This is a genomic window from Bacillus sp. ok061 (genome assembly GCF_900108285.1).
GTDB lineage: Bacteria > Bacillota > Bacilli > Bacillales > Bacillaceae_G > Bacillus_A > Bacillus_A thuringiensis_S.
This window is the reverse complement of the sequence record NZ_FNUW01000033.1, coordinates 1-26,737: the sequence shown is the minus strand read 5'-3', so window position 1 is coordinate 26,737 and position 26,737 is coordinate 1. Positions and strand designations below refer to the sequence as shown.

Genomic DNA, 26,737 nt, shown 5'->3' with positions numbered 1-26,737 from the left:
TGGCAAGGTGGACACGGTGGCTGGCAAGGCGGACACGGTGGCTGGCAAGGTGGACATGGTGGTTGGCAAAGTGGGCATGGATATTAAAAAGAGGCTATAAAATCATTTTTTATGCAAAGTTTGTATATTTAGTATCGTTGTATATTTTCATTTGTATAGTAAGTATATAGTGAAAACAGCAAAAAAATTCTGTGAAGTAAGAATTCTATCCGAAAAATTAAAGCAGCAGAAATGTCAAAAGAACAAAAGACATCGCTTTTTATTATTCAAGGAGAAAGAGACTATCAAGTTCAATCAAAAATCGAAATTCCTCTTTGGAAAGAACAATTAAAAGAACGAGATAACGTTGATTATCAACTATATCCAAAGTTAAATCATTTCTTTACAGAAGGTTATGGAGAAATAAGTAAACCGGATGAATATTATAATCCTGCTAATATCCCTGAGTATGTTATAAATGATATTGCTGCTTGGGTGCAAGGAAGATTGCAATTAAATTAGCAACCATATGTTTTAAGAAAGACTTTCTTTCTGTAATCAAAATAGAAACATTTTTATTAGGCTATATATTTTTTAAAAGCACTCTTTGAAAAGGAGTGTTTTTTATTTTTCTTTTGATTTAATTAACGAAAAACGTATCTTGTACTCCTTTTTAACTTTTTCTATAAAATAAGGGGCTTGCCTTCCAAACAAAGCATTATTTGTAACACTATTATCAAAGCAAAGTGCTCGTGACATTTCTTTGATATTCAAAAACATTAATAACCTATTGTGTGAAGTTTTTTGAAAATTTAGGTTTAACATCTTTAAAATAGGTGTATTACATATTACATAACAACTAAATAAGAAAATAAAAAATCTAAGGGAGGAAAAATACGATGCATAAGAATGAAAGAAAACCGGTGGTTCATGAATATAATAATGAACAGGAAGTAGTTATGAAAGTAAAAGAGCTAGAATTGCAAGGGATTCACCAAGATGAAATTTACGTCTTAACACATGAAAAACATCTAACAAAAAAGATTGCGGATGATACAAACACAAATACGATTGGAGTAAAAGAACAAGGATTGGGTACAAGTATTATCAACTTTTTCTCCAAAAAAGGGGACGAACTCCGAAATCAAATGGAGGAAATGGGGGTATCGAAGGAAGAAGCTGATTTATATGAAGAAAAATTAGATCAAGGGAGAATTTTACTTCTAGTAACAGCTGAAACACCAACGGCGAGTGATAGGCAGCTGCAAAACTATCATTCTCTCTAATAGATTGCAATAGGTAAGGTAATTATTTTAAGTTGTAGCGTTGAAGAAAATAAAAGTAGAGAAGGGTGAGAAAAATGAAACATACAATATTTAAATATGCTGTGATTGGGATTACGACCGGAGTCATGGTCTCCCTATTAAAAAAAGAAAATCGGAAAGCTATACAAACAAAAGGAAAAAGCGTAAAAGAAAAACTACAAGAAGGAAACATAAAGGAAACATTGGAGAAGGTAACTGAGACAAGTAAACAATTCTCTGCCACTGCAGCTAATGTTGCAAAACAAACATTACCACAATTGCTTACAGCCACACCAGTTGTCATTTCTACCATTAAAGACTTAACAGAAAACGAAAATAACAAAAAGAAAAAAGATGAAAAGGATTACGAAATAAATGAAAATAGTAAGAACCTAGACGGAGAAAAAACGAAAAATGAAAAGAAATATGTGAAAGAAGGGAAAGAAGAGAGTGCCTAGATTTAATTCTTAAAAGAGAAAGTGAGGAAAAAAGTATGAAATCTCTGTATGCAATTGATGTAGGAATTGGCTTTACCAAGCGGGCATATCGACAGGATATAGATTCTGAGATGACGATTAAGAGTGAAGCCTCCACACTAGCCCCTGTACCTAATCATACTGACAGTGAAGATTTAACAAAGGTAAGTTTTATAGACTTAGACTTTGCATACTACATGGGAAATGAAGCACATCAATCTGACGCTTCATTGCTTCCTCCATTTGATGAAGAAATAGAAAATTATTATGAAAGCGAGCGTTTTAAACAACAAATATTTGGTTGCATTGCAAAGGATTATAAAGAAAATGTCGTGTTACCTTTAGTTGTTACCGGGCTTCCAGTCACTTGTTTTGGTAGTCAGCACGAGCAATTACAACATGCACTAAAAAAAGAAACTTCCGTGCAAATTGATGGGAAATTTATTAATATTACGGTGGAAAATGCTTTGATTCTTCAGCAACCAGTCGCTTTACATGCCTATTTCTTAAAAGAGGGAATTATTCAGGAACAAGATCGCATCTTAATTATTGATGGTGGATTTCGTACATTAGAAATGGCAGATATGAAACAGAATCTCATTTTAAATCATTATGAGACGGAACTAGGATGTAGCAAGCCTTTGAAAAATATTAAGAATATCCTGCAGAATCATGCGGGTGAAAGTAATCAATTGCATATTAACGACATGCCAAAAATATTAGAAAAAGGATATGGAGATCGAGACGAAAATTATGAGACAAGTCAGGTGGATATTTTAATTCAAAAAGAGTTGGATGCACACGTCCAAGGCGTCATGCGTGTATTACAAGAACAATTTAAGTTAGAACAGTATGATACTATTATTTGGACAGGAGGAATAGTAGATCTCCACAAAAAACGAATTGAAAAAATGCAAGGTGAAATTTCTTCTTTCCGTATGGTAGACGCTTCGAAAGAGGCTGCACTTCATGGATACTACATTATTGGGAGTCAAGTATTTGACGACATCACCAATCAATCTGCATATGAATCCAAATTATAATAACGACTGAAATAGAGTTCGTTGAATAGACGTGCCAAATTATGTAGCTTCTTTTCCACATATAATAAATTCTTTATAAGAAAAGATAAAAAGTGCTTGTATAGAGGAAATGTTTAAAATTGAGAATAAAAATAACTAATATATAGGGGGTCTTCCTTGTAACAGAAGAAGACCTCCTATGCCATTTATTTTGTAATTTAGATGATCTAAAAATTTTTCCTCCAAGACATGAATACCTACATACAAATTTCATATTACGGATATTATTCGATCAAACATAAAACTATTCAGAAAGGAAGAATAATATGGAATGCATAAAAATGCCGAAATGGAATTGGTATCATGTGAAAACTAGTGAGCTTGAAAAACTTTCTTCTATAATCCCTCTTGATGTAACATCTTATTTCTCTCAATTTGTAAAGAAAATAAGTTCTCCTTGTGAAAACGGATTATATGTTTATACGTTATCACCAAGTCAAACTTGTGTATATGGTTCGTTTTTATATGATCAAGATAAAAACGATGCCAAAATTCAAAAATTTCTTCATTATTTCGTAGCTCATGGAATACTGATAACAGTCCAGGAAAAAGAGGAAGAGGATTTTCAAGAATTAATACATAATTTCCCTCTGGGTATAAAAAATTGTAATAGTTCCGCTGAAGGAGTATGTGCTATCTTATCAATATTTATATCTCACTATTTACGAAAGGTTGACTATTTTGAAAACAATTTCAGAAATGTATTATGGGATTTTTATCATCATAATAACATAGCAGTTTTAGAAAGAATTTATCATATTCGTCATGAATTATTTATGAACACACATGTGTTTCGCTTGATACAGGAAGTGTTACAAGGCTTGGAGGAAGCTTGGTTAGAAAACCTAACAAACACCCTTTGTTATAAACAAACACACGTAAAATTAGAGCGTGGATTACAACTTGTTAAAGAGTACCAAGAAGAATTAGACACGATGATTCATTTACAAGAAGTTGTTTCTTCTCATCGTGGGAATGAAATTATGAAAGCTCTTACTGTATTAACTGCTGTGAGTACGCCTTTGACAGCATTAGGAGCATTGTGGGGGATGAATTTTAAATACATGCCTGAACTAGAATGGAAATATAGCTATTTAATCGCTCTCTTATTTATTATTTTCACAACAGGGGGGATGTATATGTATATGCGATTCAAAGGATGGACAGGTGATTTATTACGAGTAAAGAAAAAGAAATCTTTTTTTAAATCTAATTAATCCTGTTTATAAAAAATATGATAGATATATAGTTAATAATGTTTATTAATTGGGGTAGTGCCATATCCCTATCAAGTTAAAGTTTTGATGTCCCCGCAATGATAAAAATTGTGAATATTTATATGAAAGATTAGAGCTCTCCTTCTTGTAGGAGGGCTCTAATCTTTGTTTAAAAACTATAGCATATACATGGGCAGACTCAATATGTGAACTTTGTCCGGATTCAATTTAGAATATAAAAAAGGAGAACTTGCGTTAGAATACAAGCTCTCTTTAAAAGAAATAACGTAATTGAGATACTTATATATTAACAATTTTTTTCTTCTAATTCCATATGTCTTATGTTGAGAAATAAATGATAAGGGGCTTAATAAAACTAAAATGAATTATTGACATAATATTTCGACGATAATATAATAAATCTCGAATTCGAGATAACTTGTAAAGGATTGGTAATTATGAGTGTGATTAATGATGAGAGCTTATCTTTAAAGTTATTTGTTACATTATCAAGGGCAGCACAGGCAATTACTAAGCGTATTGAAGAGGATATAAAAAGTTATGGACTTAATCCAACTGAATTTGCAGTGCTTGAGCTACTATATAGTAAAGGCGATCAGCCTATACAAAAAATTGGAGGGAAAATATTACTTGCAAGTAGTAGTATCACGTATGTAGTGGATAAGTTGGAAAAGAAGAGGTTCTTAATACGAAAACCATGTCCAAAAGACCGCCGTGTCACGTATGCGTCAATTACTTCAGATGGTATTCAGTTAATGGATAGTATTTTTCCTCAGCATAAAGAGGCGATTCGGCATATATTTGGTGGTTTAGACTATATTGAGAAAAAAATGATAATCGAAAAGTTGAAAAAATTAGGGTATTATGCACTAGAATTATAAATTTTTAGAAATATATCTCGAATTAGTAATGTCCTAATTAAATATAAGTTAAATGAATAGGAGGAAAAATTAATAAATGGTAGTAAATTTATTATAATACAAAATGAATAAAACATGTAATTTCCAGTGGTATAGTAGAAAAGATGGTTGTTATGTTAACGTATACATATCGTCCTTTAAATTATAAATCTTTCATAAAGCGGAGAGTGGGTATCAAGAATGGAATTACGTCATTTAGAGTATTTTATTCAAGTTTGTAATAATAATAGTTTTACTAAAGCTGCGGAAGTTCTAGGTATTTCACAGCCGACTTTAAGTCAACAAATCCGTGTGTTAGAAGGTGAACTTGATACACCTTTGTTTCATCGAGTTGGAAGAGGTATCAAAATGACAGAAGCGGGTAAGCTGCTATTTGATAAAGGAAAATTTATCATGCAACAATTTGATGACGTTTATAATGAAATTTTTGAATTAAAGGGTGTAAAAAGAGGTGTGATTACTATAGGAGGTTTATTAGAGGATCTCACTTATTTAACACCTAATATTATGAAGTTTCAACAACATTATCCCAACATCGTAGTAAAGATTATAGAATCCGAAGTTGCTGTAAATCAAATCGTTGACAAAAATATTGATTTCGGGATTACACGTAGTGCTCAAATTCCAGACACATTAACAAACACCCTTTTGTATAGTGAAGAGCTTGTCCTTGTCATTCCAAAAAATCATCCTTTGAATGAAAAATCATTTGTTTCTTTTCGAGAATTAGTAGGGCTGAGTAGAATAATGGTTTCATGTAGTTGTCGTGAATCTATTAAGATATATTGTGAGAGTTTAGGGTTATCTTTATCTGAAGCAAATATAGAAACAAAATCTTCTATTTCTCTATTGAGCCTTGTATACAATGGACATGGGGTTGCCATAATACCTCTTTCACTGGTTAACTTTGTTAATAATGATACTTTGAGCATAGTTCGTATTACTGATCCAACACCAAGCCAAGATATTAATCTTATTCACTTTGATGATAAATTTTTAAGTTTTGCAGCACGTATCTTTATGCAGAAGTTAAATGATTCGCAAAAAGTATCAGTGTAATAGAAATAATAATGATTCTAGTGTAACAATTGAAAAATTAAGATCTATATTAAAGTCAAAGGGCAGTGGATTTATATGTGTGGTGTAGTCGATCAAGAGGGGGATACCATTGACTTTTAATTAAGGAAAAAAGGACAGACTTTGCAAGGAGAGAAGGCTATCAAAAACAAGTTAAGTTAATCAATCAATCAATCAATCAATTCTTCGGTCTTATCGCATAGTAACAGATTCCATGTAGGGATATACAATGCTATTTCGAATCTACATACCCTTATTGCAGAAAGAAAACCCCCGGCATTATACCGGTGGTTTTGACTTAGAAAGCAAAGCAAGTACAACCGATACCCCATGTAGTTCCATCTTTTCCTATTACGGTATGAGTGTGTTGATGGAGAGGGTTACTGCAACTATGTAACTTGTTATCATGGGAATCGTGGGAAAGTATAGTGTTGGCTAGGTTAGCACCACCATAACCATAAACGCCCGTCGGTGACCAATCAGGTGATGCTGGCGGTAATTCAGGTGATAAATTTTTAAATTCATCATTTCCATAAACAACCTGTCCACCCATAATGGTGAGTAATGATTCAAGGTTTTTGATTTCTTCTTCTGGCACAGTAAAGTAGTCAGCAGACAATACAGCAATATCAGCAAACTGACCTACTGCCAGGGTTCCCTTTTTACCTTCATCATCAGAGAACCACGCACTTCCTTTTGAATATAATTCCAGGGCTACTTTTCTATCCAGTTTATTTTTTTCATCGTATATGGAAAGCCCACCAATGGTTTTTCCGGCAACCATCCAGTAAAGGGCAACCCAAGGGTTATAGCTGGAAACCCTGGTTGCATCACTACCGGCGCCAACAGGTATACCAAGGTCTAACATACGATAAATCGGAGGAGTACGCTTTGCAGCTTCCTTTCCGTATAAATCAACAAAGTATTCACCTTGAAAAGCCATGCGGTCTTGGATGGCAATACCGCCATTTAAAGCCTTAACACGTTCCATACTACGATCTGAGATTGTTTCTGCATGGTCAAACCACCATCGTAGACCATTAAAAGGAATTTCACTGTTAACTTCCTCAAATACATTTAAGAAACGTGTGATTGACTCATCATAAGTTGCATGTAAACGGAAGGGCCAACGGTTTTCCACCAATAGAGAAATTACTTTCTTTAAGTCAGCTTCCATCATCGTAGCTAGTTCAGGCCGTGGCATTTGAAATTTTTCAAAATCGGCTGCTGAGAATACTAACATCTCTCCGGCACCATTCATTTTATACTTATCAGTTCCTTGACCTGGAGAAACAATTTTTGCCCATGAAGCAAAGTCTTCATATTCATGATTTGGATTTTGCGTAAATAGATTATAAGCAATACGCAAAGTTAATTGTTCCTTCTCGGCTAAATGTTCAACAACTTTGTAATCATCAGGATAATTTTGGAATCCACCACCTGCGTCAATAGCACTTGTAATACCTAATCTATTTAATTCGCGCATAAAATGGCGAGTTGAATTAATCTGGTCGTCAAAATTAAGTGCTGGTGCTTTACCCAAACTTGAATAAAGAATAGAAGCGTTAGGATTCGCAATTAAAAGGCCCGTTGGATTACCTCGTTTATCCCGCTCAATTAAGCAGCCTGGAGGGTCTGGTGTATCTTTTGTATATCCCAGTGCATGCAGCCCAGCACGATTTACAAGTGCTCTATCGTAAAGATGTAGCACAAAGACAGGAGTGTCTTCAGAAACGGCATTAATTTCTTCCAAAGTTGGCAACCGTCTCTCTTTAAATTGAAATTCAGACCAACCTCCAACTACCCTTACCCACTGAGGAGCAGGTGTACGCCTTGCCTGTTCTTTGAGCATTTCTAGAGCAATAAAAAGTGATGGCACGCCTTCCCAACGTAATTCCATATTATAATGCAGACCACCACGAATAACGTGTATATGAGAGTCATTCAGGCCTGGAATAGCTCTCTTTCTTTTAAGGTCTATTTTCTTTGTTTTTTCCGTGGCACTATTAAGAAGCTCATCTCCACCTACTGCAGTGACTAAACCATCAGTTATGGCAATAGCAGATACCTCAGGCTGAGAAGGGTCAAGGGTAGTAATTTTTCCGTTATATAAGATCATATCCGGTAAATTCATGTTCACACCTCGTCTACTTTCTATTATTTTGTAACCATGGATGAAATAATTTACCGAAAATCGGCATGACTACCCATGATAGCAAGGACACTATACATACTGAAACAAAAAAGGCCGACATAATAGGATTTATATGTTTTATAATAGGTCCTATCACTTTAGGAACTAACATGCTAAGAGGCCATACACCCAAAAGGGTAACGATAGACATTTTCCATTTTGGCGGTGGAACTGGCGTTTTCGGAGTAACAAACCAATAAGCCAAACTACTTTCAGTTTTGTAACTCGGATTAGTAACTTGAAATTGTTCTGCCGTTTTTAACAAATCCCGGCGAATGTCTGATTCTTGCCAAGCACGTAGATGCTCATACGTATCAAAGCGAAAAATAACAGTATACTCTCTCGATTCGTTATTTGGGACTATTAGATTTACACCTAAATGCCCTGGGAATTTAGTAGCGGCAGCTTCGATTTCATGTCTCCATGTTTCAAACTGTTTTTCTTTACCTTGTTGAATTTCCCATGTAACAATCGTTGTTACTGGATCAGCAGCATCCATCGTGTTCCCTGTATAAGTCTCTTCGACAGCTACTCCTTCTTGTTTCATATTTTCCTGCTTGGAAGCGCGCCGTGCACCATAGTATATGCGTATTCTACTCCTTGACCATAAGCGCCAGTGTGCTCCTTTACAATTTCCATTACAGCATCATAAGTGTCTTTGTGTGCCCAGTCACGTTGGTATTCAAGTAAAACTTGAATTGCTGTCACTGGAATTGCACCAGCTTGTTCTACACGACGCATAGCAGCGTTATGTGCTGTCAGACTAGTACCACCTGAAGCATCATCAACTGCATACACTTCATAGCCAGCTTTAATTGCTTCAAGCACAGGGAATGCAAGGCAAACTTCAGTCCAAAGTGCTGCAAATATTAATTTCTTTCTACCTGTTGCTTTAACTGCTTCAACAAATTTTGGATCTTCCCAAGAGTTCATTGAACTGCGTTCTATAATTTCATGGTTTGGGAATATGTCAAGAATTTGTGGCCAAAAATAACCAGAAAAGCTGCGTGTCTCAACTGTAGTAAGAATAGTAGGTACGTTAAAAGTTTTTGCTGATTTAGCAAGTAGCATAACGTTATTAATCAATGTTTGTCTATCAATACTTGCAACTCCAAAAGTCATTTGAGGTTGAAAATCAATCAAAATTAATGCACTGTTCTCCGGATTTAACAATTCTAAATTACTCATAATAAAACGCTCCTTTTTTAATTGTTTAAAATAGATATTATTGAAAATAATATATTTTCTGTTAATTTAAAATTGTAATCGTAAAAATAAAATTTTTGCTATACCTTTTAAATTAAAAGAGAGTGCTGATTTAATCAGCACTAAATGTATACTATCCATTTTTTTGAAAGTGATTTAAAGCTATTTCTTTGAAATACATTTATGCATTTTGTTTACTAAGATCTCGCTGAGCTCCCCTATAGCTTCCAATTATATTTTGATAGCCTGGAAGATTACTAGCAAGCAAATTGCCAAAACCTTCGACATCGTTGCGCCAATCGCGTTGTAATTCGCAAGCTACGCTAAACCAGTTCATAAGTTGCACGCCACTATGTGCCATACGAGTATTGGCAGCATCTGCAACTTGTTTACTGAAAGTTCCTGAAGCATCAGTAACAGCAAATACTTCATATCCAGCTTTTATAGCGGAAAGTGCCGGGAAAGCAACACAAACGTCCGTAACTACGCCCGCGATGATAAGTTGCTTTTTTCCAGTTTCTTCGATTGCTTTTACAAAATCATCATTATCCCATGCGTTAATTTGTCCAGGTCGAGCTATTTTTGGTGCATGAGGAAAGAGATCAACCAATTCTTGCATTAAAGGTCCGTTAGGCCCGTTTTCAAAACTTGTTGTTAAAATAACTGGTAAATCAAAAAACTTAGCAGTGTGAGCAAGAGCTAAAACATTGTTCTTGAATTCATCAACACCATAGTCACGTACTAGTCCGGACATAAGACCAGTTTGATGATCTACTAAAAGCACGACAGCATCATCTTTGTTAATACGAGAATAGAGATCAGTCATTATGTATTCCTCCTAAAAATTAAGTAATCGAAGAAAGTTTAAATAGTCGAATACTATCATAAGTTTCTTCGTTTATAACTAAGCTGACCAATAATATTGGTTATAGCAGCCTTCACAGAACATGAAGTGCTATACAAATTTATAGTATTTGAAAACTGATTCGTTAATCAATTCTAAATTATCTATAATTTCGATAGGTCGTAACTATAGTTGTTTTCACTATAAAATAGATTGGTTTTACCTATACATCCTATAGATAGAACGATATTGATAGTCACCTATTTTTGTTATTAGAATTGAATAGGAGGAATTTTCAGCAAATACTTCGTGATGAAAAAGGTAGGAGATGGGGACTTGTTCATAAACAGAAAATGAATTCATCGGAACAGTAGAGTTTCATACTTAGAGTTCACAACATAAACGTGCATGAATAGGTTATGAGATTCATCCGGATTATTGAAGACAAGGATACATATTAGAATATTTTTGGGGGTAGAAGCATGGCTAAAATTACTGTAGGAACCGAAAATCAAGCACCAATTGAGATATATTATGAGGATCATGGCACAGGAAAACCAGTTGTACTCATTCATGGTTGGCCGTTAAGTGGTCGATCTTGGGAATACCAAGTTCCAGCTCTTGTTGAGGCTGGATACAGAGTTATAACATATGATCGTCGAGGATTTGGAAAATCATCTCAGCCGTGGGAAGGGTATGAATATGATACCTTTACTTCTGATTTACATCAACTATTAGAACATTTAGAGCTTCAAAATGTCACACTTGTTGGTTTTTCTATGGGTGGAGGCGAAGTAGCCCGGTATATTAGTACGTATGGAACAGATCGTATTGAAAAGGCTGTTTTTGCTGGGGCAGTTCCTCCATATTTATACAAATCAGAGGATCATCCTGAAGGGGCATTAGATGATGCAACAATTGAAGCATTCAAAAGTGGTGTGATAAATGACCGCCTTGCATTTCTTAATGAATTTACTAAGGGATTTTTCGCGGCTGGTAATCGAACAGATTTAGTTAGTGAGCCATTCCGTTTATATAATTGGGATATTGCAGCCAGTGCATCACCTAAAGGAACACTTGATTGTATTACCGCCTTTAGTAAGACAGATTTTAGAAAAGACTTGGAGAAGTTTAATATACCTACTCTTATTATTCATGGTGATTCAGATGCAACTGTACCATATGAATATAGTGGGAAATTAACACATGAAGCAATTCCTAATTCTAAAGTAGCATTAATAAAGGGTGGTCCACATGGGCTAAATGCAACGCATGCCAAAGAATTTAATGAAGCACTCCTATTATTTTTAAAGGACTAATTACAACTATGTAATTGTTAATTGATAAATTATAAACAAGTTAAAATAAATCTAAGAAAAAGATGCTCTTGGATAAAGCCAGGAGCATCTTTTTTTAATGCGGAGTAGTGCACCACCGTAATCAATTCAAAGGATAGAAATCTTTCATAACGAAATTTCTATTCTTTTTTTAATGGTGGTAATGATATGTTAGGTTGATAAATATTCATTAGTTTCGAATTGAATATTCTTCTTAACAGCAAAAATTTATTGATTAGAGTTTTTTTAGGTCTTTTAGATGTATTGCTATATTACTATCAAGATAATATTTTGAATAATCCTCCAAACAAAGAAACGCACATTTTCTTGTTTTGGGTAGTGAAGTTTCTTAAGTTGAGTGGGGCCCTTTATATCCTAATAAAAAAGTGTAGGCTTAAGCTTACAAATATTCATCCTCCACTTAAAATTGACGTTTTACACCTTCACATTTTTGAGGAAGGAGTTATTTGTCAGAAAACAATAAATTCTTATTAATTTTTATAATTAGTAGAATTTTTGTAGAAATAATTCTCTTAATATATTAAAATAACATCGTATTATGTCAGATTTTAATTAGGGGAGAGAAATTTTATGTTGAAAAAAATCATTCCAGTTGCTTTAGCATTAAGTACAGTTACTTTTACTAGTGTATTTGCTGCGCCTTCAATCCAAGCAAGTACAGAACAAAACCGCTACATAGATGTACAAATGCTCGGTATTAACGATTTTCATGGGCAACTAGACACTGTAAAAAAAATTAACAATAAAGATGCAGGGGGAATTGAGTACTTAGGGGCTTATTTACGTGATCGTGAAAAACAAAATCCGAATACATTAAAGGTACATGCCGGCGATGTTGTTGGAGCAAGTACTCCTGTTTCAGCATTATTACAAGACGAACCTACAATTGAATTTCTAAATGATTTGAAATTCGATGTTGGAACGATAGGGAATCATGAATTTGATGAAGGTGTTGAAGAAATGAACCGCCTTATTTATGGTGGATACCATGAGAAAACAGGAAATTTTAAAGGAGCAAAATTCCCATATGTTGCTGCAAATTTCTATAATAAATCCACCGGTCGTTTATTTTTACCACCATTCACTATAAAAAAGGTACAGGGAGTTCCTGTTGGATTTATCGGAGTCGTAACAACGGATGTTCCTAATCTTGTTATGCCTACTATGCTAAAGAATGTAGAAATTACAGATGAAGTTGAAGCTATTAACAAATCCGTAAAGCAATTAAAAAAACTAGGCGTTAAATCTATCGTTGTTCTTGCACATAACGGAGGTATAACAGATGGGAACGGCGTAACAAATGGTGATATCGTCCGATTAGCAAATGAGACTGATCCAGAAGTCGATGTTATTTTTGGTGGCCATAGCCACACCTATGTAAATGGAACTGTTAATAATAAACTTGTCGTACAAGCAAATTCATATGGTATGGCTTTTGCTGATGTTGATGTAAAGATTGATCGTAAAACACAAGATATTGTTGAGAAAAAAGCAGAAATTGTTACAACTTATCATGAAGGCATAGAGCCTGATAAAAAAATAAAGAAGAAGATGGAGAAATATCAAGCAAAGATCGCACCTCTTGTTAATGAAGTTGTAGGTAAGTCTATTGCGCCACTAGATCGCAAACTCAATATGGCTGGTGAATCTACTCTTGGAAATTTAGTTGCTGATGCCCAGCGTACAACAATGCAATCCCAAATTGCACTTATGAATCCTGGTGGTATTCGTAATGACTTAGATGCTGGTGATATTACATGGGGAGAGATATATGGTATTCAACCATTCGGAAATCAATTAATAAAAGTAAATTTAACAGGTCAAGACATTCGTGATATTTTAAATCAACAATGGCAAAAAGACATAACAAGAATGCTTCAAATTTCAGGTATCCAATACACTTGGGATGCGAACAAGCCTAATGGAGAAAAAGTAACAAGTATACGCTTAACAAATGGAGAAGAAATTATTCCTTCTAAAACTTACAGCGTCGTTGCTAACGCATTTCTAGCTTCAGGTGGAGATGGATTTGTATCCTTTAAAAACGGTAAAGATGCTGAAACAGGACCAACTGATTTTGAAGCATTAGTAGATTATATAAAAAAATCAAAAGAACCAATTCAGTCTATTATTGATGGAAGAATTCAAAAAATAAATTAGGTTTTTATTAATCTCAAAAACAACTAGATTACCTGTACGCTATACTTCTTAATGTGCAGGTAATCTATTTTTTGTGGCTTTGAAATAAATCTTACCGTGGTCAATGGATATACTGTATAGATACAGAGTGCCGAAAAAAAGTGAAGTAAACAAAAGTCGATATCCTGAACGTATAGGGGGGGGGTGAAAAAACGGGAAATAGCGAACAGCAAATAGGCTTAACGATGGATGCAAAAGATGCAAATAATGAATTAGAGTTATGATGTGCTAAGACGAAGGAAGGGAAGTGGCCGAAAGAAAATACGCATCGTGCAGGATATATCATTTGTTATCCAAAAGAATAGAGAAATATGACTGTTTATGCGTATGAGCCTTGGCATATTCGCTATGTAGGAGATATTGCTAAAAAATATATAAGGAAAAACTAACTTTAGAGGAATATATGAGATAAGAAAGCCACAGTGAATTAAAAATCTGTATTTTTTGTTTAGGGAATAGTATTTTATAAAATAGTAGGGTACTTTATTTTAATAGATGCAAAAACTGCCTATCTAAAAATTTGATAGGCAGTTTTTTTACTTTTTGGCACAAAGTGAAATGATTTTATCATGTTTATACATATAGAAAAGGTAATTATTCCAAACACCAATCATTGTCCCTCATTATTAGCAATAGGATAGTTACTTAAGGATAAAAAAGAATTCGCCAACTTTTGTGCAAAATGTAATGGGGGCTCTACCGATTGGATATGAATATACATAATTAAGGGATCCATGTACAGCCAGTGATTATGTAAAGCACTGACAATAATTCCTTGTTGTATAATTGATCTCATAAATGCAGGAATCTCTTCTTGTAGAACAGCGATTTCGCCTAAATTTAATGCATTACCATTTTGATCCAATGATTCAAAACTTACTCCGACGGGTACTACATTGGTACTCCGTTTTCCTTGAACAAGCACGCTAAAATCGCGGTGAAAAGACACCGAACAACAACCTTGACTTATTTTACTTTTTCCTTTAAGTATTGTAGCAAATTGTTCACAAATGAAATTAAGATTGTGCATAAATTCAATCCCTTTCTCGTACAAAATTATATAATTGGAGATTTGAATGTTTATTTTAAAAGAAATACAAGCTATAGTACTTGGGTATTCGGAACTTTGTTGGAGCTGATTAATGTATCCGAGTTATTAAAGTTATTAAACTTACGATTTATGATAGTCTGTTCGAGATGTTATTATAAAAAATTCACAAAGTATGCACTTATATGTTTTTAGTTTATGTAGATTAAATAAATATATATTTAAATTTGAATGATAAAACTAGAAAAACAACGTTGAGAAAATAACCAATAATATTTTATTTTCTATAAAAAAACACTACTAAAAAATGAGTTCTAAAATACCGTAGCTATTCACGAAGAATTTAGTTGTTTCTCCCTGTATCTATTTATATTTTTCGGTATAGAAAACAATTCCTATGAATACAGAGGGAAATTCTTTAAGGTTTTCTTAGAATTTAGTAACGGTTATTTTAACCAAAATTTTCATAGAAATACCTTTAAAAAGAACATGAGTTCGTATTCGATAAGAACTCATGTTCTTTTTGTTAGGAGTGATAACCTTGTATGATTATTCTCTTTTACCGAATCGTATTATTCTTTGTGTAGACCTTCGTAGCTTTTATGCAAGCGTATCATGTATTAAAAAAGGACTTGATCCAAGATATACAAAATTGGCTGTCGTAGGGGATGTGAATCAGAGCGGATCAATTGTATTAGCAGCAACACCGCCATTAAAAGCGTTAGGAATAAAGAAGATGGCTCGTTTGTACGAAATACCGAAGCGACCAGATATTATTATTGTGAATCCAATTATGCATACGTATATGAAGTGTTCAACTTTCATAACGGGTTTGGCTTTGCAGTATGTCGCACCGGAAGATTTTCATCAATATAGTATCGATGAATTTTTTATGGATATGACCGCAAGTATTCATTTGTTTGCCAGTAATCCGCGCGATTTTGCATTAAAGTTCAAGCGAGAAATATATGAACGTACAAGGATTGAAAGTACGATTGGTATGGGGCCGAATTTATTATTGAGTAAAGTAGCACTGGATGTGGAAGCGAAGAAGAATAGGGATGGAATAGCGCAGTGGACGTATGACGATATACCCGAGAAGTTATGGAGTATTAGACCACTCAGTAAATTTTGGGGTATATCGTATAAAACAGAAATGAAATTGAATCGAAAAGGTATACATACCATTGGAGAGTTAGCTCAGTATCCTTTGAAATATTTAAAGCAATCATTTGGTGTAATAGGAGAAGAATTACATCTACATAGTAACGGAATTGATTTTAGTAGAATAGCAGAAAAATACGTTCCAGCGACAACATCTATAGCGAAAAGCCAAATATTATTGCGTGATTATTCGGTAGAAGAGTTCATAGTTATTTTATTAGAGCATATAGAAGAGGTTTGTTATAGGTTGAGACGAGAAAAGAAATGCGCGCAAACAATTCATTTTTCAGTTGGATATAGCAAGGAATACGGTGGGGGAATAAAAAAGGCACATACGTTAAATAGAGCAACAAACTTAACGATGGATATTTATAATGTTTGTACATATTTTTTATATGAGCGCCATACAGGAGAGCCGATTCGATCAGTAAGTGTTTCATTAACAAACTTTATTAATGAAGGGGAAGAGCAAATTTCGCTTTTCGATAACATTATACAAAGAGAAAAAGAAATACGATTAACGAAAGTTATGGACGAAATTCGAACACGATTTGGTAAGAACAGTATTTTACGAGGCATTTCTTACACAAGCGTCGCAACAGCAAGATATAGAAATACATTATTAGGAGGGCACAAATCGTGAAGAATGCTAGTATGCCAAAAGGAAGAGGTATGGTAAAGTGGCAACCGTTTGCCAGTATGCCGGAGCAGTTCGCAGTTATTAAAGAAATGATAAAGGAGCAAACGAAAGCCTCGCGTCCAATTGTAACGCAAGATGCAAAAGAAATGATTGAAAATAAGCTATTAACTTCATTTTTAGGTGAGGAAGAGGTTTTACTTACATATTATAAAGATGGTTATTTAAATAAAAATTACATAACAGTAGTAGATATTAATCCATTAATGGAGACGATTACTTGTACCGATGCTTTTCATAATCAAAGAATGTTTAAGTTTTGTGATGTAATTGAGGTTGATTAGAATACTTTTCTATGCAGTAGGTTTATTTTTAGCAGTCTACTGCATAGAAAAATAAAAGGTTCAGTCACATAACAATTTTCAAGGTTTTAAAATAACTTTAATACAATCATCTTCACGATTATTAAAAATTTGATAACCGTAGCTCGCTTCTTCAAGGGGGATTTTGTGTGTAATAATCTCTTTTGGATCAAATTCTTTATTTGTTATTTTTTCAAATAGTTCCGGCATAAAATGAATGACAGGTGCTTGTCCCATTTTAAGGTTAATATTTCTAACCCAAAATGCCCCGAGTGGAAATGCATTATAATTGCCACCATAAACGCCGGTCATTTGAACCGTTCCATATTTTCTTACGGCTTTCGTAGCGATTTGAATAGGGCCGAGAGTTCCGCCTTGTAATTTTAATTTTTGTTCCAGAAATTCTAAAGGCGATTTTTTTCCATCCATCCCCACGCAATCAATGACTACATCGGCACCACCATGTGTAATTTCCTTTAAATGTTCTCCCATATCTGGGAATTTTGTAAACTCAAATACCTCAACGTTGTTAATCTTTTTTGCATAATTCATCCGATAATCTAAGTAATCCACTGCAATTACACGTTTAGCGCCTTGCATCCAAGCAAATTTTTGTGTCATTAATCCAACAGGTCCACAACCAAGGACGATAACAGTATCACCTGGCTTAACGCCTGCGTTTATTACACTCCAATAGGCTGTTGGTAAAACATCTGATAAAAATAGTAGGGATTCATCTTCAAGTTCGCATGATTCCGGTATAACAAATGGAGTGAAATTTCCAAAAGGAACTTTTAAATATTCTGCTTGTCCGCCTGGATGATTACCAAATTTCTCTGTATAACCAAAGTAACCACCAGAATCGTAATGAGGGTTTGAGTTATCACATTGACTTTCCATTTCGTGTTGGCAATAGGAACAATGTCCACAAGAAACGTTGAAGGGGATAACAACACGATCGCCTTTTTTCACTTTAGTGACATCTGGCCCGACTTCTTCAACGATTCCCATTGGTTCATGGCCGATAATGTATCCTTGAGGTAAGGGCATGTTGCCTTGATATAAATGTAAATCAGAACCACAAATAGCGGTTGAAGTAATTCTTACAATAATATCATCTTTTTTCTCTAACTTTGCATCATCAACTTGTTTAACTTGTACTTGATTTGGTCCTTGATAGGTTACAGCTTTCATCTCATATCTCCTTTTGGATTATGTCTCAAAACATAATTTTATTTAATCTCTTGGTGAAATAGAAATCTTTCTTTTATTTACTGAAGGGAATTAGGAAGTATACATAGTGTTGTTATGAAAGTATGTTATATCAGTTATTCTTTCTTATATGTTTTGCCCTACTTTAAGAAAAAAATCAATTTTTATCCATAAACTAATTTCCATAAAAAGGATAATTATTATTTCATAATTTGTAACATATTAAAAACATCGGAGGTGAAATAAGATGGCAAACAATAATAGTGGAAATCGTAATGAATTGTTAGTTCGAGGTGCTGAACAGGCTCTTGATCAAATGAAATATGAAATTGCACAAGAGTTTGGTGTACAACTTGGTGCAGATACAACAGCTCGTTCAAACGGATCTGTTGGTGGTGAAATTACAAAACGTTTAGTAGCAATGGCTGAACAACAACTTGGTGATAGAGCTAATCGCTAAGTAAATTGGCATACAATATAGCAGATATGTAAATCAATTTCTTTTGTATATGTATAAAAATAAAAACCCTTATAGTAAATGGATTCTCACTCAAAGATTATTGATAATCTTCTTTCATAATCTTTGAGTATTTTATTTGTAAACTACTTTCCTAAACAATAAACACGCAGTGTTGGAAAGGTGTTTTCCATGCATAGTAGAAAATCTTTTGCAGGAAAAAGCATACTTAAAAATTTGATTTCAATATTGAAATCAATATTGATTATGATATTTTCGAAAGGGAGGAATTTTAAAATGGGTATTTTAAGTGGAAATCCTCAAAATGAACCGTTACATTACGGAGAAGTATTTGATATTTGGAGTTATCTTCTAGCTGCACAAGGTGGAATCGCAAGCCATCAAGTGTTTATGAATCACACAGGTGACGAAGATTTAAAGAAGTTTTTAGAGAGCTTAATTGAAAATGATATGAATTCGGAAATAGAAGAGTTAAAAACTCTTTTAAAGGTTAATGGCGTAGCTTTACCGCCTGCTCCTCCAGAACGACCAGTTGCATCTATCGAAGACATTCCCCCAGGGGCACGTATTAATGATGCTGAAATAGCAGCAGCTGTTTCTACAGGGTTAGCAGCTGGACTTGTGACATGTAGTCAAGTGATGGGAAAATGTCTTCGAGAAGATGTAGGGATGCTATTCGGACAATTTCATATGAAAAAAGCGCAAGCAGGTGTAACTTTGCTGCGTTTAAGTAAGAAAAAAGGGTGGGTAGTTCCACCACCGTTACATGTAAGAAATTCTGATCAAGCTTAATAACCAAAAATAAAAAAGTGGCATTGGCCACTTTTTTATTTTTTAGATGTATCCTCAATTTTGGATTTATTTATTGTAGAAGAATCCATATATTCATCTGACATTTCCATAGCATATTTATCATGGTGAATATGATTGTGATTTGTTAATTCATCATCGTTACGCAGTACTAGTCTCTTCATATAAATGTGGAAGAAAACCTCTATTCCGCCAATAATTAATGCGGATAAGAATGAAGAAAGTCCAATATTACGAGTAGCATCTAAATTAGTAAATAAGGATGTTAGTAGCCAAATTCCGAAGAAGCTTAAGCCCAAATCTGCCATTGTAGCAATCATATTTCCGTATTTAGGTAAAATGAAGAGATCGCCGATTAAATAGGCAACTCCTGTTAAGAAAAGAGAAATGAGTAATACTCTAGGAATGGAAATGCCTTGAAAGATACTGAGTACGATAAGTAATACTGCAGTTATCGCTGTGTATTTAATTAATAAAGCAACAATATGTTTCATCATTTTCCTCCATTATTTAAACGTATATGGAATAAAAGATTTCATTAAAAACGGGTTATGCTATATAGCGTAACCCATTTTAATCAACCTTTAATGGTAAGAAGTACAACCTGGGTAAGAAGCGGGCTTATACTACAGATAGTATTTGAGGAATATCGATTTTTATTCACAAGGCGTAGTTCCATTCTAATAATAGAGATGTTGCCTAAGTACAGTGTTTTTTTATTAAACTTAATAATTTTTTCCGTTTTGATTTTGTTTCTTAAATATAAGAATAAAAAGTATTTTCATGCTTAATGTATCTTTTAGTCTATATATTTTCCATAATCGGGTAAAGCGATTTTATCAAATTCTTGAACGAGTGTTTTGAGGCTTGTTGATAGCAATTCACCCGACATCGGTATCCCATGTCCAGTAACAGCGGTTAGAGGCTTTAACTTCTCTAGCTTAATAACTGATTCTTTAGCGGCTTTCCAGTCTGTTGTTAAATAACGAGGGGGTCCGCTTATTTCCTGTTCCTGAGTAAATACTTTATATAGATATTCCTCTTTCACTGTAATAAAAGCATCCCCAGCGATCAAAGTTCGTTCTTTTTCTCGGAATAATGAAATATGCCCTGGAGTATGTCCTGGTGTATGAATCCATCTAAACTCTGGCATATGGGGAACAGTTCCATCGGTAGGTAGCGCTTTTACGTTATTTCCTAAGTCAATTGGTTCGTTTGGGAACAGAGGAGACATTTTTGCTACCATACCACCTTCAACTGTAGGGTCTGGTTCTGGATAGCTTTGTTGTCCGGTCAGGAACGGTATCTCCATCTGATGTGCATAGACGGGAATATCCCAATATTTGATGAGTTCAATTATTCCCCCAACATGATCAAAATGGCCGTGAGTTAAAATAATGGCTTTTGGGCGACTATTGGTACCAAATCGATCCTCAGCGATAGAGATAATTTCATTTGCACATTTAGGCATTCCAGCATCAACTAAAACAAAATCATTGGTCTCAGGATTTCCAACAAAGCATATATTGACGATTTGAATCGTGTAACAAAATAAATCAGGCAATACTTCAATGCCATGACCACTTTCAATTGAAGTTGCTGGAATAAACTTGTAATCACTTCCATAATTCATTTCATTGTCCAATTTTTCTCCCCCTTAATATATTTTAATACGACATTATAGTTCCCTAATCTTGAAAATTCATTTTGGCGAATTTGAGAAAAGAATTAATGTGGGATTAAAAAACAATAATTTAGTCCTAGAATTAAGAGAGATTCATATCAATTTATATAAAGTGCAAACAGAAAATATTGATTTTACAATTGTAGTTTCTACTATTTTTTGAGGAGGGATTACGAGTTAATAAAAGATTTATCTAGATATTATAATGTGAATTTATACAAAAAATACATAACAGTAGCTGATATAAATCCATTAAATAAGATGATTACTTGTACCGATGCTTTTCATAATCAAAGAATGTTTAAGTTTGGAGATATAATTGAAGTGAATTCGAGGGGATAAATAAAAAAGATTATCTCTTCCTAACTTAATTATATCATGTAAATCAAGTTCGAAATAGACTGTTTCTTCTCATTTACTACTGATACAATCAAGAACACAAGTAAAGTAAGGAGAGATGTTAAATGAGTTTTTTCGTTCTCGATTTTCAGGAAATAGAAAACACGCACCTTTCACTTGTCGGTGGAAAAGGTTTGAATTTAGGGGAGTTATCCAACATTCAAGGGATACAAGTGCCAGAAGGATTTTGTGTTACAACGATAGGGTATGAAAAGGCCATCGAGCAAAATGAAGAGCTTCAAATTTTGTTGCAGCAGCTAACAATGTTAAAAATTGAGGAACGAGATCAAATTGGTGAAATTAGTAAGAAGATTAGAGAAGTCATTATGGCGGTGGAAATTCCAGTTGATGTAGTGGAATCAGTAGCTCATTATCTCTCTCGCTTTGGCGATGAACATGCGTATGCAGTGCGTTCGAGTGCTACTGCTGAAGATTTACCGTATGCCTCGTTTGCTGGTCAACAAGATACGTATTTAAATATTATTGGAAAAGAAAGCATTTTGCAGCATATTAAAAAATGCTGGGCTTCTTTATTTACAGATAGAGCGGTTATATACCGAATGCAAAACGGTTTTGATCATAATCAAGTTTCTATATGTGTTGTCGTTCAAAAAATGGTTTTCCCTGTGGCTTCAGGGATTTTATTTACTGCCGATCCGATTACTTCGAATAGGAAGGTGTTGTCAATCGATGCCAGCTTTGGACTTGGCGAAGCGCTAGTATCTGGATTGGTTTCTGCCGATAATTATAAGATAAAAGAAGACAAAATTGTCGAAAAGGTCATCGCAACGAAAAAATTAGCCATCTATGGACGAAAAGAAGGCGGAACAGAGACAAAGAAAATTGCTCCTAATCAGCAAAAAGTTCAAACACTTACTGAACAACAAATTTTACAACTAGCACGCATCGGAAGACAAATCGAAGCTTATTTTGATTGTCCGCAAGATATTGAATGGTGCTTAGTTGATGATACATTTTATATAGTCCAAAGCAGGCCGATTACGACTTTATATCCAATTCCAGGAGTAAATGATGGGGAAAATCATGTGTATATATCGGTTGGTCACCAACAAATGATGACCGATGCGATGAAACCACTTGGGTTATCTTTTTTCTTGTTAACGACTAGTGCCCCTATGCGTAAAGCGGGAGGCAGGCTATTTGTTGATGCTACGCAACAATTAGCTTTACCTGCTAGCAGAGATTACTTAATAAACACTTTAGGAAAATCGGATTCGCTCGTAAGAGATGCATTAACGACTATAATCGAGCGAGATGATTTTATTCAATTGTTACCGGATGATGAAAAAGGAAAGAGTGCTAGTAAAAGTAAGCAACCTGCAAGTTCGCAAACAGAAATCGAAAATAATACGGCAATCGTTACGAATTTAATACAGAATAGTCAAGAATCGATCGAAGAGTTAAAACGAAACATGCAAACGAAATCAGGTGTGGATGTATTTGATTTTATTTTGCAAGACATCCAGCAATTAAAGAAAGTATTATTTAACCCGCAAAGTATAGCTGTCATTATGGCTGGTATGAATGCTTCAACATGGATGAATGAAAAGATGGAGCAATGGCTAGGTGAAAAAAATGCAGCAGATACACTTTCTCAATCCGTACAAAATAATATTACGTCTGAAATGGGTTTAGCATTAATGGATGTTGCTGATGTGATTCGCCCATATCCAGAAGTTATTGCGTATTTACAGCATGTAGAAGATGATAGCTTTTTAGATGAATTCGTTCAGTTTAAAGGCGGGGAAAAAGCTCGAGATGCCATCGCTGCTTTTCTAAATAAATACGGGATGAGATGCAGCGGAGAAATCGACATTACAAAAACGCGCTGGAGTGAAAAGCCAACAACCATTATCCCGATGATTTTAAATAATATAAGAGACTTTGAAGCTGGCGCTAGTAAGCGAAAGTTTGAAGAAGGACTGCAGGAAGCTTTGAAAAAAGAAGAAGAGCTGTTAGAGCGATTGCAGCACTTGCTGGATGGTAATCAAAAAGTAGAAGAGACGAAGAGAATGATTCGTAACATCCGTAATTGTATCGGTTATCGTGAATATCCGAAATACGGCATGATTAATCGTTATTTTATATATAAGCAGGCGTTATTGAAAGAAGCTGAGCAACTTGTGCAGAGCGGGGTCATTCATGAAGTCGATGATATATACTACCTAACTTTTGAAGAACTTCACGAAGTCGTCCGCACAAATAAACTAGATTACGAGCTTATTCATAAGCAAAAAAATGAGTACAAATTATATGAAAAACTAACGCCGCCGCGAGTTATGACGTCTGATGGAGAAATCATTACAGGTAAATATAAACGAGAAAACCTCCCAGCTGACGCGATTGTAGGTTTGCCTGTTTCTTCAGGAGTTATAGAGGGAAGAGCTCGCGTTATTTTAAACATGGAAGAAGCGAATTTAGAAGAGGGCGATATATTAGTGACTGCATTTACTGACCCTGGCTGGACACCGTTGTTTGTGTCTATAAAAGGGTTAGTAACAGAAGTCGGCGGGCTTATGACACACGGAGCAGTAATTGCACGTGAGTATGGATTACCAGCAGTCGTCGGAGTAGAGAATGCTACGAAACGAATAAAAGACGGTCAACGAATTCGGATACATGGAACAGAAGGGTATATTGAAGTGTTGTAAGTAAAAGAACATCCACTATTATAGTGGGTGTTCTTTTGTATATAGTTGACTTATTTCTTTAAGCCAGCCGCATAAAAAGGCCCATGAACTGCAATAGTTGATAAAAAGCGAGCAATCTCCTCAGGTGTTTCTTTTTGTCCATTATTTAACCATTGCTGGATGACACCTATATGTGCAGATGCCATATAAGAAGTTAAGTATTCGCTTGGAACAAGTAAATTCTCCTTATTAATGAGAGGACCATTCGTATCTTCAAATAATGTTTTCCACATAAAGTCTTTCAGTTTTGTTTGGAAAGATAAATCTCCATTTGGACTAAGCACAGCTCTCATAAAATCACTATTTTCATTTAGAAATTCAAGAATAGAAGTGATAAGTATAAATGGCATTGTTGGAGAAGGATTTGTTCCAAGATCAGCAATAACTTCCGGGAATTTCTGTTTGGCAATTTTAGAAAACTCGTACATAATGTCTTCTTGGCATTTCGTCATTAAATCAAATTTATCTTGATAGTGCGCATAGAAAGTACCGCGATTAATGTTTGCTTTCGTTGTAATATCTTTCACTGTAATGGCGTCAAAACCTTTTTCTTCAATTAGCTCCACCAATGCATTTCGTATGGCAGTTTTCGTACGAACAACACGCAAATCTAAATTGCTATCGCGCAACGCATGTCCCTCCTTAATTTTACTCAACACATTTAGAAAATGTGTCTTATAACCGACACATTCCCGATTTTTGATTATTGTATATGGTTCAACTCGAACATATAATTCAAAATATAAATAAACAACACGTTGTTGGTTATTATAAATCAAATTAAAGGAGGAGAAAAGAAAATGTTTAAAAATAAACTTTTATTTTTATCACCAGTTATTGCATTACTTGTTGTTTTTATTTTTTCATTAACGTTATTTCCAACTGTTCAAGCGCAGCCGAAAAACTTGCCAATTGCAATTGTAAATGAGGATCAAGGTGTAGAAATTCCAAATCAACCGGAAATGAATATGGGGCAAACAATTGTTGATACGGTGAAAAAATCATCGAAATCAGATGAAGAGCCTGCGGTAAAGTGGGTAGAAGTGAAAAATAAGGAAGCAGTTCAAAAAGGGTTAAATAATAAAGAGTATTATGCAGCGTTAGTCATTCCGAAAGACTTTAGCACAAAACAAGCATCATTACGAACGCCGCAGCCATCTTCTCCAGAGATAGAAATATTCATAAATCAAGGAATGAATACAGCAGCATCAACTATGGCTGGGCAAATGTTAAATGCGATCGTTGATAATATGAACAATACTGTTCGCGCGCAACTATTAGAAGGATATAAAGCAAAAGGAGCTACATTAACAGCAGATCAAGCGGCGAAATTAGTAACACCTATTGTAAAGAACGTGAAAAATGTGAATGAGGTTGGCAAAAATAGTGCAAACGGTAATTCACCAATGTCTTTATTTCAGCCGTTATGGATTGCAAGTTTAGCGAGCGCAGCAATTATCTTTATTGCGATAAGTAAAATGCCAGTAGGTACAAGAAAAGAAAACCTAGTATTAAAACTAAAACAAATAGTAACTGGAGCAATTGCGACACTTGTCATTGGATTTGGTCTTACATGGATTGCAGATGGGATGGTAGGGTTAAATATTTCGAACTTCACGGATACAGCTCTATTCTTATCTATTACTTCTTTTAGTTTCTTCTTAATGATATCTGCGGTACTTTCGTTAGTTGGGCTAAAAGGAATTGGTTTATTCGCTTTATTACTATTTTTCGGAGCGCCGTTATTATCGTTAGCACCTGAGATGTTGTCTCCGTTTTATCAAGACTGGGTCTACTCATGGTTACCAATGAAATTTATGATTGAAGGCCTAAGAGAAATCTTTTTCTTCGGAAAAGGGTTAAGCTGGAATACACCTGTTACTGTACTCGTTTGGATTGGTATAGTAAGTATGGTTACTATATTAGTAACTGCATTCAAACGTAGTGCAGTAAAAGGGCATAAAACAGAATTGAACGCTTAAAAAAAGCCGTTTCACAATTGAAGTGAACCCCGAAAGTTAGACAGGTCGTTTCATTAGGCAGGCTCTAGGGTATGAGCCCGGTATTGTACTGGGCTCATACCCTTTAATTTTGCCTTAATTCTTTTATGATTATAGTATTCTATATACTTTGCTAATTCTTGTTTGAAATGTGTTATACTTTCAAATTCTTTTCGATACAGAAATTCCGATTTCATGATACCGAAGAAATTTTCAATAACGGCATTGTCATAACAGTTTCCTTTGCGAGACATACTTTGAGTTATGCCACAATTCTTAAGAGAATGACGGTATTGTTTCATTTGATAGTGCCAACCTTGATCAGAGTGAATGAGGAGTTTATCCGGATCGGTTA

The 26,737-nt window shown here is 34.6% G+C and carries 24 protein-coding genes and 3 pseudogenes; 16 read left to right on the top strand and 11 right to left on the bottom strand.

The features are described 5' to 3' along the window. Window positions 1–201 precede the first annotated feature (201 nt). Window positions 202–501 (top strand): annotated as a pseudogene (locus C4S65_RS28505) (hydrolase); the annotation flags it as partial. A gap of 118 nt (window positions 502–619) precedes the next feature. Here the strand turns inward: C4S65_RS28505 and C4S65_RS35455 are convergent. Then, window positions 620–759 (bottom strand): annotated as a pseudogene (locus tag C4S65_RS35455) (acyl dehydratase). Window positions 760–878: 119 nt separating this feature from the next. Here C4S65_RS35455 and C4S65_RS28495 point away from each other — a divergent pair. From C4S65_RS28495 to C4S65_RS28470, 6 genes are all read left to right on the top strand, one after another. Continuing rightward, the gene (locus C4S65_RS28495; RefSeq protein WP_086406343.1) at window positions 879–1,265 is read left to right on the top strand and encodes a general stress protein; all 387 of its coding nucleotides are present in this window, start codon (window positions 879–881) and stop codon (window positions 1,263–1,265) included. Window positions 1,266–1,339: 74 nt separating this feature from the next. Continuing rightward, entirely contained in the window at window positions 1,340–1,741 is a 402-nt protein-coding gene (locus C4S65_RS28490) for a hypothetical protein (protein ID WP_061665923.1), read from the top strand. A 35-nt stretch (window positions 1,742–1,776) separates the two neighbouring features. Then, window positions 1,777–2,802 carry a ParM/StbA family protein gene (locus C4S65_RS28485; RefSeq protein WP_097888727.1) on the top strand — a complete coding sequence of 342 codons (1,026 nt, stop codon included), beginning with the start codon at window positions 1,777–1,779 and terminating at the stop codon, window positions 2,800–2,802. Window positions 2,803–3,107: 305 nt separating this feature from the next. Next, entirely contained in the window at window positions 3,108–4,058 is a 951-nt protein-coding gene (locus C4S65_RS28480; protein ID WP_097888726.1) for a magnesium transporter CorA family protein, read from the top strand. Between the two features lie 458 nt (window positions 4,059–4,516). Next, complete coding sequence (locus tag C4S65_RS28475) at window positions 4,517–4,960, top strand: MarR family transcriptional regulator (protein ID WP_000111431.1); 444 nt, start codon at window positions 4,517–4,519, stop codon at window positions 4,958–4,960. A gap of 219 nt (window positions 4,961–5,179) precedes the next feature. Next, window positions 5,180–6,058, top strand: a complete 879-nt coding sequence (locus C4S65_RS28470) for a LysR family transcriptional regulator (protein WP_061665925.1) — start codon at window positions 5,180–5,182, stop codon at window positions 6,056–6,058. 316 nt (window positions 6,059–6,374) lie between these two features. Here C4S65_RS28470 and C4S65_RS28465 read toward each other — a convergent pair whose 3' ends face one another. The 4 genes from C4S65_RS28465 to ycaC form a co-directional block, all read right to left on the bottom strand. Next, on the bottom strand, window positions 6,375–8,210 hold the full coding sequence (locus C4S65_RS28465; RefSeq protein WP_001052849.1) for an amidohydrolase: 1,836 nt from the start codon (window positions 8,208–8,210) through the stop codon (window positions 6,375–6,377). Between the two features lie 13 nt (window positions 8,211–8,223). Then, on the bottom strand, window positions 8,224–8,817 hold the full coding sequence (locus C4S65_RS28460; protein WP_000806849.1) for an antibiotic biosynthesis monooxygenase: 594 nt from the start codon (window positions 8,815–8,817) through the stop codon (window positions 8,224–8,226). Continuing rightward, a complete protein-coding gene (locus C4S65_RS28455; protein ID WP_000067162.1) occupies window positions 8,814–9,458 on the bottom strand; it encodes a hydrolase in 645 nt (214 codons plus the stop codon). Before C4S65_RS28455 ends, C4S65_RS28460 begins: the two co-directional genes overlap by 4 nt. A 199-nt stretch (window positions 9,459–9,657) precedes the next feature. Continuing rightward, on the bottom strand, window positions 9,658–10,302 hold the full coding sequence (gene ycaC / locus C4S65_RS28450) for an isochorismate family cysteine hydrolase YcaC (RefSeq protein ID WP_000131214.1): 645 nt from the start codon (window positions 10,300–10,302) through the stop codon (window positions 9,658–9,660). A gap of 500 nt (window positions 10,303–10,802) precedes the next feature. On the opposite strand from ycaC, the gene C4S65_RS28445 reads away from it, so the two are divergent. The 3 genes and pseudogenes from C4S65_RS28445 to C4S65_RS34940 all read left to right on the top strand — a co-directional run. Then, on the top strand, window positions 10,803–11,639 hold the full coding sequence (locus C4S65_RS28445; RefSeq protein WP_001074312.1) for a bromoperoxidase: 837 nt from the start codon (window positions 10,803–10,805) through the stop codon (window positions 11,637–11,639). A gap of 609 nt (window positions 11,640–12,248) precedes the next feature. Next, window positions 12,249–13,838, top strand: coding sequence for a 5'-nucleotidase C-terminal domain-containing protein (locus C4S65_RS28435; RefSeq protein ID WP_097960002.1), 1,590 nt, complete (start codon window positions 12,249–12,251; stop codon window positions 13,836–13,838). A gap of 188 nt (window positions 13,839–14,026) precedes the next feature. Continuing rightward, a pseudogene (locus C4S65_RS34940) lies at window positions 14,027–14,289 on the top strand (D-alanyl-D-alanine carboxypeptidase family protein); the annotation flags it as partial. A gap of 198 nt (window positions 14,290–14,487) precedes the next feature. Here C4S65_RS34940 and C4S65_RS28430 read toward each other — a convergent pair. After that, window positions 14,488–14,907, bottom strand: coding sequence for a DUF1259 domain-containing protein (locus C4S65_RS28430; protein WP_097960003.1), 420 nt, complete (start codon window positions 14,905–14,907; stop codon window positions 14,488–14,490). A gap of 559 nt (window positions 14,908–15,466) precedes the next feature. Between C4S65_RS28430 and C4S65_RS28425 the strand changes: the two genes are divergently transcribed. Together C4S65_RS28425 and C4S65_RS28420 are read left to right on the top strand one after the other, a co-directional pair. Next, window positions 15,467–16,732 (top strand): Y-family DNA polymerase, encoded by a 1,266-nt coding sequence (locus tag C4S65_RS28425; RefSeq protein ID WP_098285656.1) that lies wholly within the window; start codon window positions 15,467–15,469, stop codon window positions 16,730–16,732. Then, window positions 16,729–17,070 (top strand): YolD-like family protein, encoded by a 342-nt coding sequence (locus C4S65_RS28420; RefSeq protein ID WP_097960014.1) that lies wholly within the window; start codon window positions 16,729–16,731, stop codon window positions 17,068–17,070. Before C4S65_RS28425 ends, C4S65_RS28420 begins: the two co-directional genes overlap by 4 nt. A 78-nt stretch (window positions 17,071–17,148) precedes the next feature. Here the strand turns inward: C4S65_RS28420 and C4S65_RS28415 are convergent, their stop codons facing one another. After that, entirely contained in the window at window positions 17,149–18,282 is a 1,134-nt protein-coding gene (locus C4S65_RS28415) for a zinc-dependent alcohol dehydrogenase (RefSeq protein ID WP_098285655.1), read from the bottom strand. Between the two features lie 265 nt (window positions 18,283–18,547). Between C4S65_RS28415 and sasP the strand changes: the two genes are divergently transcribed. Both sasP and C4S65_RS28405 read left to right on the top strand, forming a co-directional pair. After that, the gene (gene sasP, locus C4S65_RS28410; RefSeq protein WP_086407368.1) at window positions 18,548–18,760 is read left to right on the top strand and encodes a small acid-soluble spore protein, SasP family; all 213 of its coding nucleotides are present in this window, start codon (window positions 18,548–18,550) and stop codon (window positions 18,758–18,760) included. A 294-nt stretch (window positions 18,761–19,054) separates the two neighbouring features. Continuing rightward, window positions 19,055–19,570: a DUF3231 family protein gene (locus C4S65_RS28405; protein ID WP_000512140.1), complete on the top strand. Its 516-nt coding sequence runs from the start codon at window positions 19,055–19,057 to the stop codon at window positions 19,568–19,570. Between the two features lie 35 nt (window positions 19,571–19,605). Here the strand turns inward: C4S65_RS28405 and C4S65_RS28400 are convergent, their stop codons facing one another. Continuing rightward, complete coding sequence (locus C4S65_RS28400) at window positions 19,606–20,082, bottom strand: YndM family protein (protein ID WP_116367092.1); 477 nt, start codon at window positions 20,080–20,082, stop codon at window positions 19,606–19,608. A gap of 305 nt (window positions 20,083–20,387) precedes the next feature. Then, entirely contained in the window at window positions 20,388–21,233 is an 846-nt protein-coding gene (locus C4S65_RS28395; RefSeq protein ID WP_097960016.1) for an MBL fold metallo-hydrolase, read from the bottom strand. Window positions 21,234–21,736: 503 nt separating this feature from the next. Here C4S65_RS28395 and ppsA point away from each other — a divergent pair. Further along, on the top strand, window positions 21,737–24,343 hold the full coding sequence (gene ppsA, locus C4S65_RS28390; protein WP_097960017.1) for a phosphoenolpyruvate synthase: 2,607 nt from the start codon (window positions 21,737–21,739) through the stop codon (window positions 24,341–24,343). Between the two features lie 50 nt (window positions 24,344–24,393). Here the strand turns inward: ppsA and C4S65_RS28385 are convergent, their stop codons facing one another. Then, complete coding sequence (locus tag C4S65_RS28385; RefSeq protein WP_001205690.1) at window positions 24,394–25,011, bottom strand: TetR/AcrR family transcriptional regulator; 618 nt, start codon at window positions 25,009–25,011, stop codon at window positions 24,394–24,396. 132 nt (window positions 25,012–25,143) lie between these two features. Here C4S65_RS28385 and C4S65_RS28380 point away from each other — a divergent pair, with 132 nt between their 5' ends. Further along, window positions 25,144–26,364 carry a DUF3533 domain-containing protein gene (locus tag C4S65_RS28380; RefSeq protein WP_140338003.1) on the top strand — a complete coding sequence of 407 codons (1,221 nt, stop codon included), beginning with the start codon at window positions 25,144–25,146 and terminating at the stop codon, window positions 26,362–26,364. A 53-nt stretch (window positions 26,365–26,417) separates the two neighbouring features. Here C4S65_RS28380 and C4S65_RS28375 read toward each other — a convergent pair. Then, window positions 26,418–26,737, bottom strand: a 320-nt coding sequence (locus C4S65_RS28375; protein ID WP_142391595.1) for an IS3 family transposase, incomplete at its 5' end; no start/stop codon positions are given.

Excerpts from the sequence above, each read along its gene's own strand:
- C4S65_RS28495 (WP_086406343.1), top strand. The coding sequence starts at position 879 with ATGCATAAGAATGAAAGAAAACCGGTGGTTCATGAATATAATAATGAA.
- C4S65_RS28490 (WP_061665923.1), top strand. The coding sequence starts at position 1,340 with ATGAAACATACAATATTTAAATATGCTGTGATTGGGATTACGACCGGA.
- C4S65_RS28485 (WP_097888727.1), top strand. The coding sequence starts at position 1,777 with ATGAAATCTCTGTATGCAATTGATGTAGGAATTGGCTTTACCAAGCGG.
- C4S65_RS28480 (WP_097888726.1), top strand. The coding sequence starts at position 3,108 with ATGGAATGCATAAAAATGCCGAAATGGAATTGGTATCATGTGAAAACT.
- C4S65_RS28475 (WP_000111431.1), top strand. The coding sequence starts at position 4,517 with ATGAGTGTGATTAATGATGAGAGCTTATCTTTAAAGTTATTTGTTACA.
- C4S65_RS28470 (WP_061665925.1), top strand. The coding sequence starts at position 5,180 with ATGGAATTACGTCATTTAGAGTATTTTATTCAAGTTTGTAATAATAAT.
- C4S65_RS28465 (WP_001052849.1), bottom strand. The coding sequence starts at position 8,210 with ATGAATTTACCGGATATGATCTTATATAACGGAAAAATTACTACCCTT.
- C4S65_RS28460 (WP_000806849.1), bottom strand. The coding sequence starts at position 8,817 with ATGAAACAAGAAGGAGTAGCTGTCGAAGAGACTTATACAGGGAACACG.
- C4S65_RS28455 (WP_000067162.1), bottom strand. The coding sequence starts at position 9,458 with ATGAGTAATTTAGAATTGTTAAATCCGGAGAACAGTGCATTAATTTTG.
- ycaC (WP_000131214.1), bottom strand. The coding sequence starts at position 10,302 with ATGACTGATCTCTATTCTCGTATTAACAAAGATGATGCTGTCGTGCTT.
- C4S65_RS28445 (WP_001074312.1), top strand. The coding sequence starts at position 10,803 with ATGGCTAAAATTACTGTAGGAACCGAAAATCAAGCACCAATTGAGATA.
- C4S65_RS28435 (WP_097960002.1), top strand. The coding sequence starts at position 12,249 with ATGTTGAAAAAAATCATTCCAGTTGCTTTAGCATTAAGTACAGTTACT.
- C4S65_RS28430 (WP_097960003.1), bottom strand. The coding sequence starts at position 14,907 with ATGCACAATCTTAATTTCATTTGTGAACAATTTGCTACAATACTTAAA.
- C4S65_RS28415 (WP_098285655.1), bottom strand. The coding sequence starts at position 18,282 with ATGAAAGCTGTAACCTATCAAGGACCAAATCAAGTACAAGTTAAACAA.
- sasP (WP_086407368.1), top strand. The coding sequence starts at position 18,548 with ATGGCAAACAATAATAGTGGAAATCGTAATGAATTGTTAGTTCGAGGT.
- C4S65_RS28405 (WP_000512140.1), top strand. The coding sequence starts at position 19,055 with ATGGGTATTTTAAGTGGAAATCCTCAAAATGAACCGTTACATTACGGA.
- C4S65_RS28400 (WP_116367092.1), bottom strand. The coding sequence starts at position 20,082 with ATGAAACATATTGTTGCTTTATTAATTAAATACACAGCGATAACTGCA.
- ppsA (WP_097960017.1), top strand. The coding sequence starts at position 21,737 with ATGAGTTTTTTCGTTCTCGATTTTCAGGAAATAGAAAACACGCACCTT.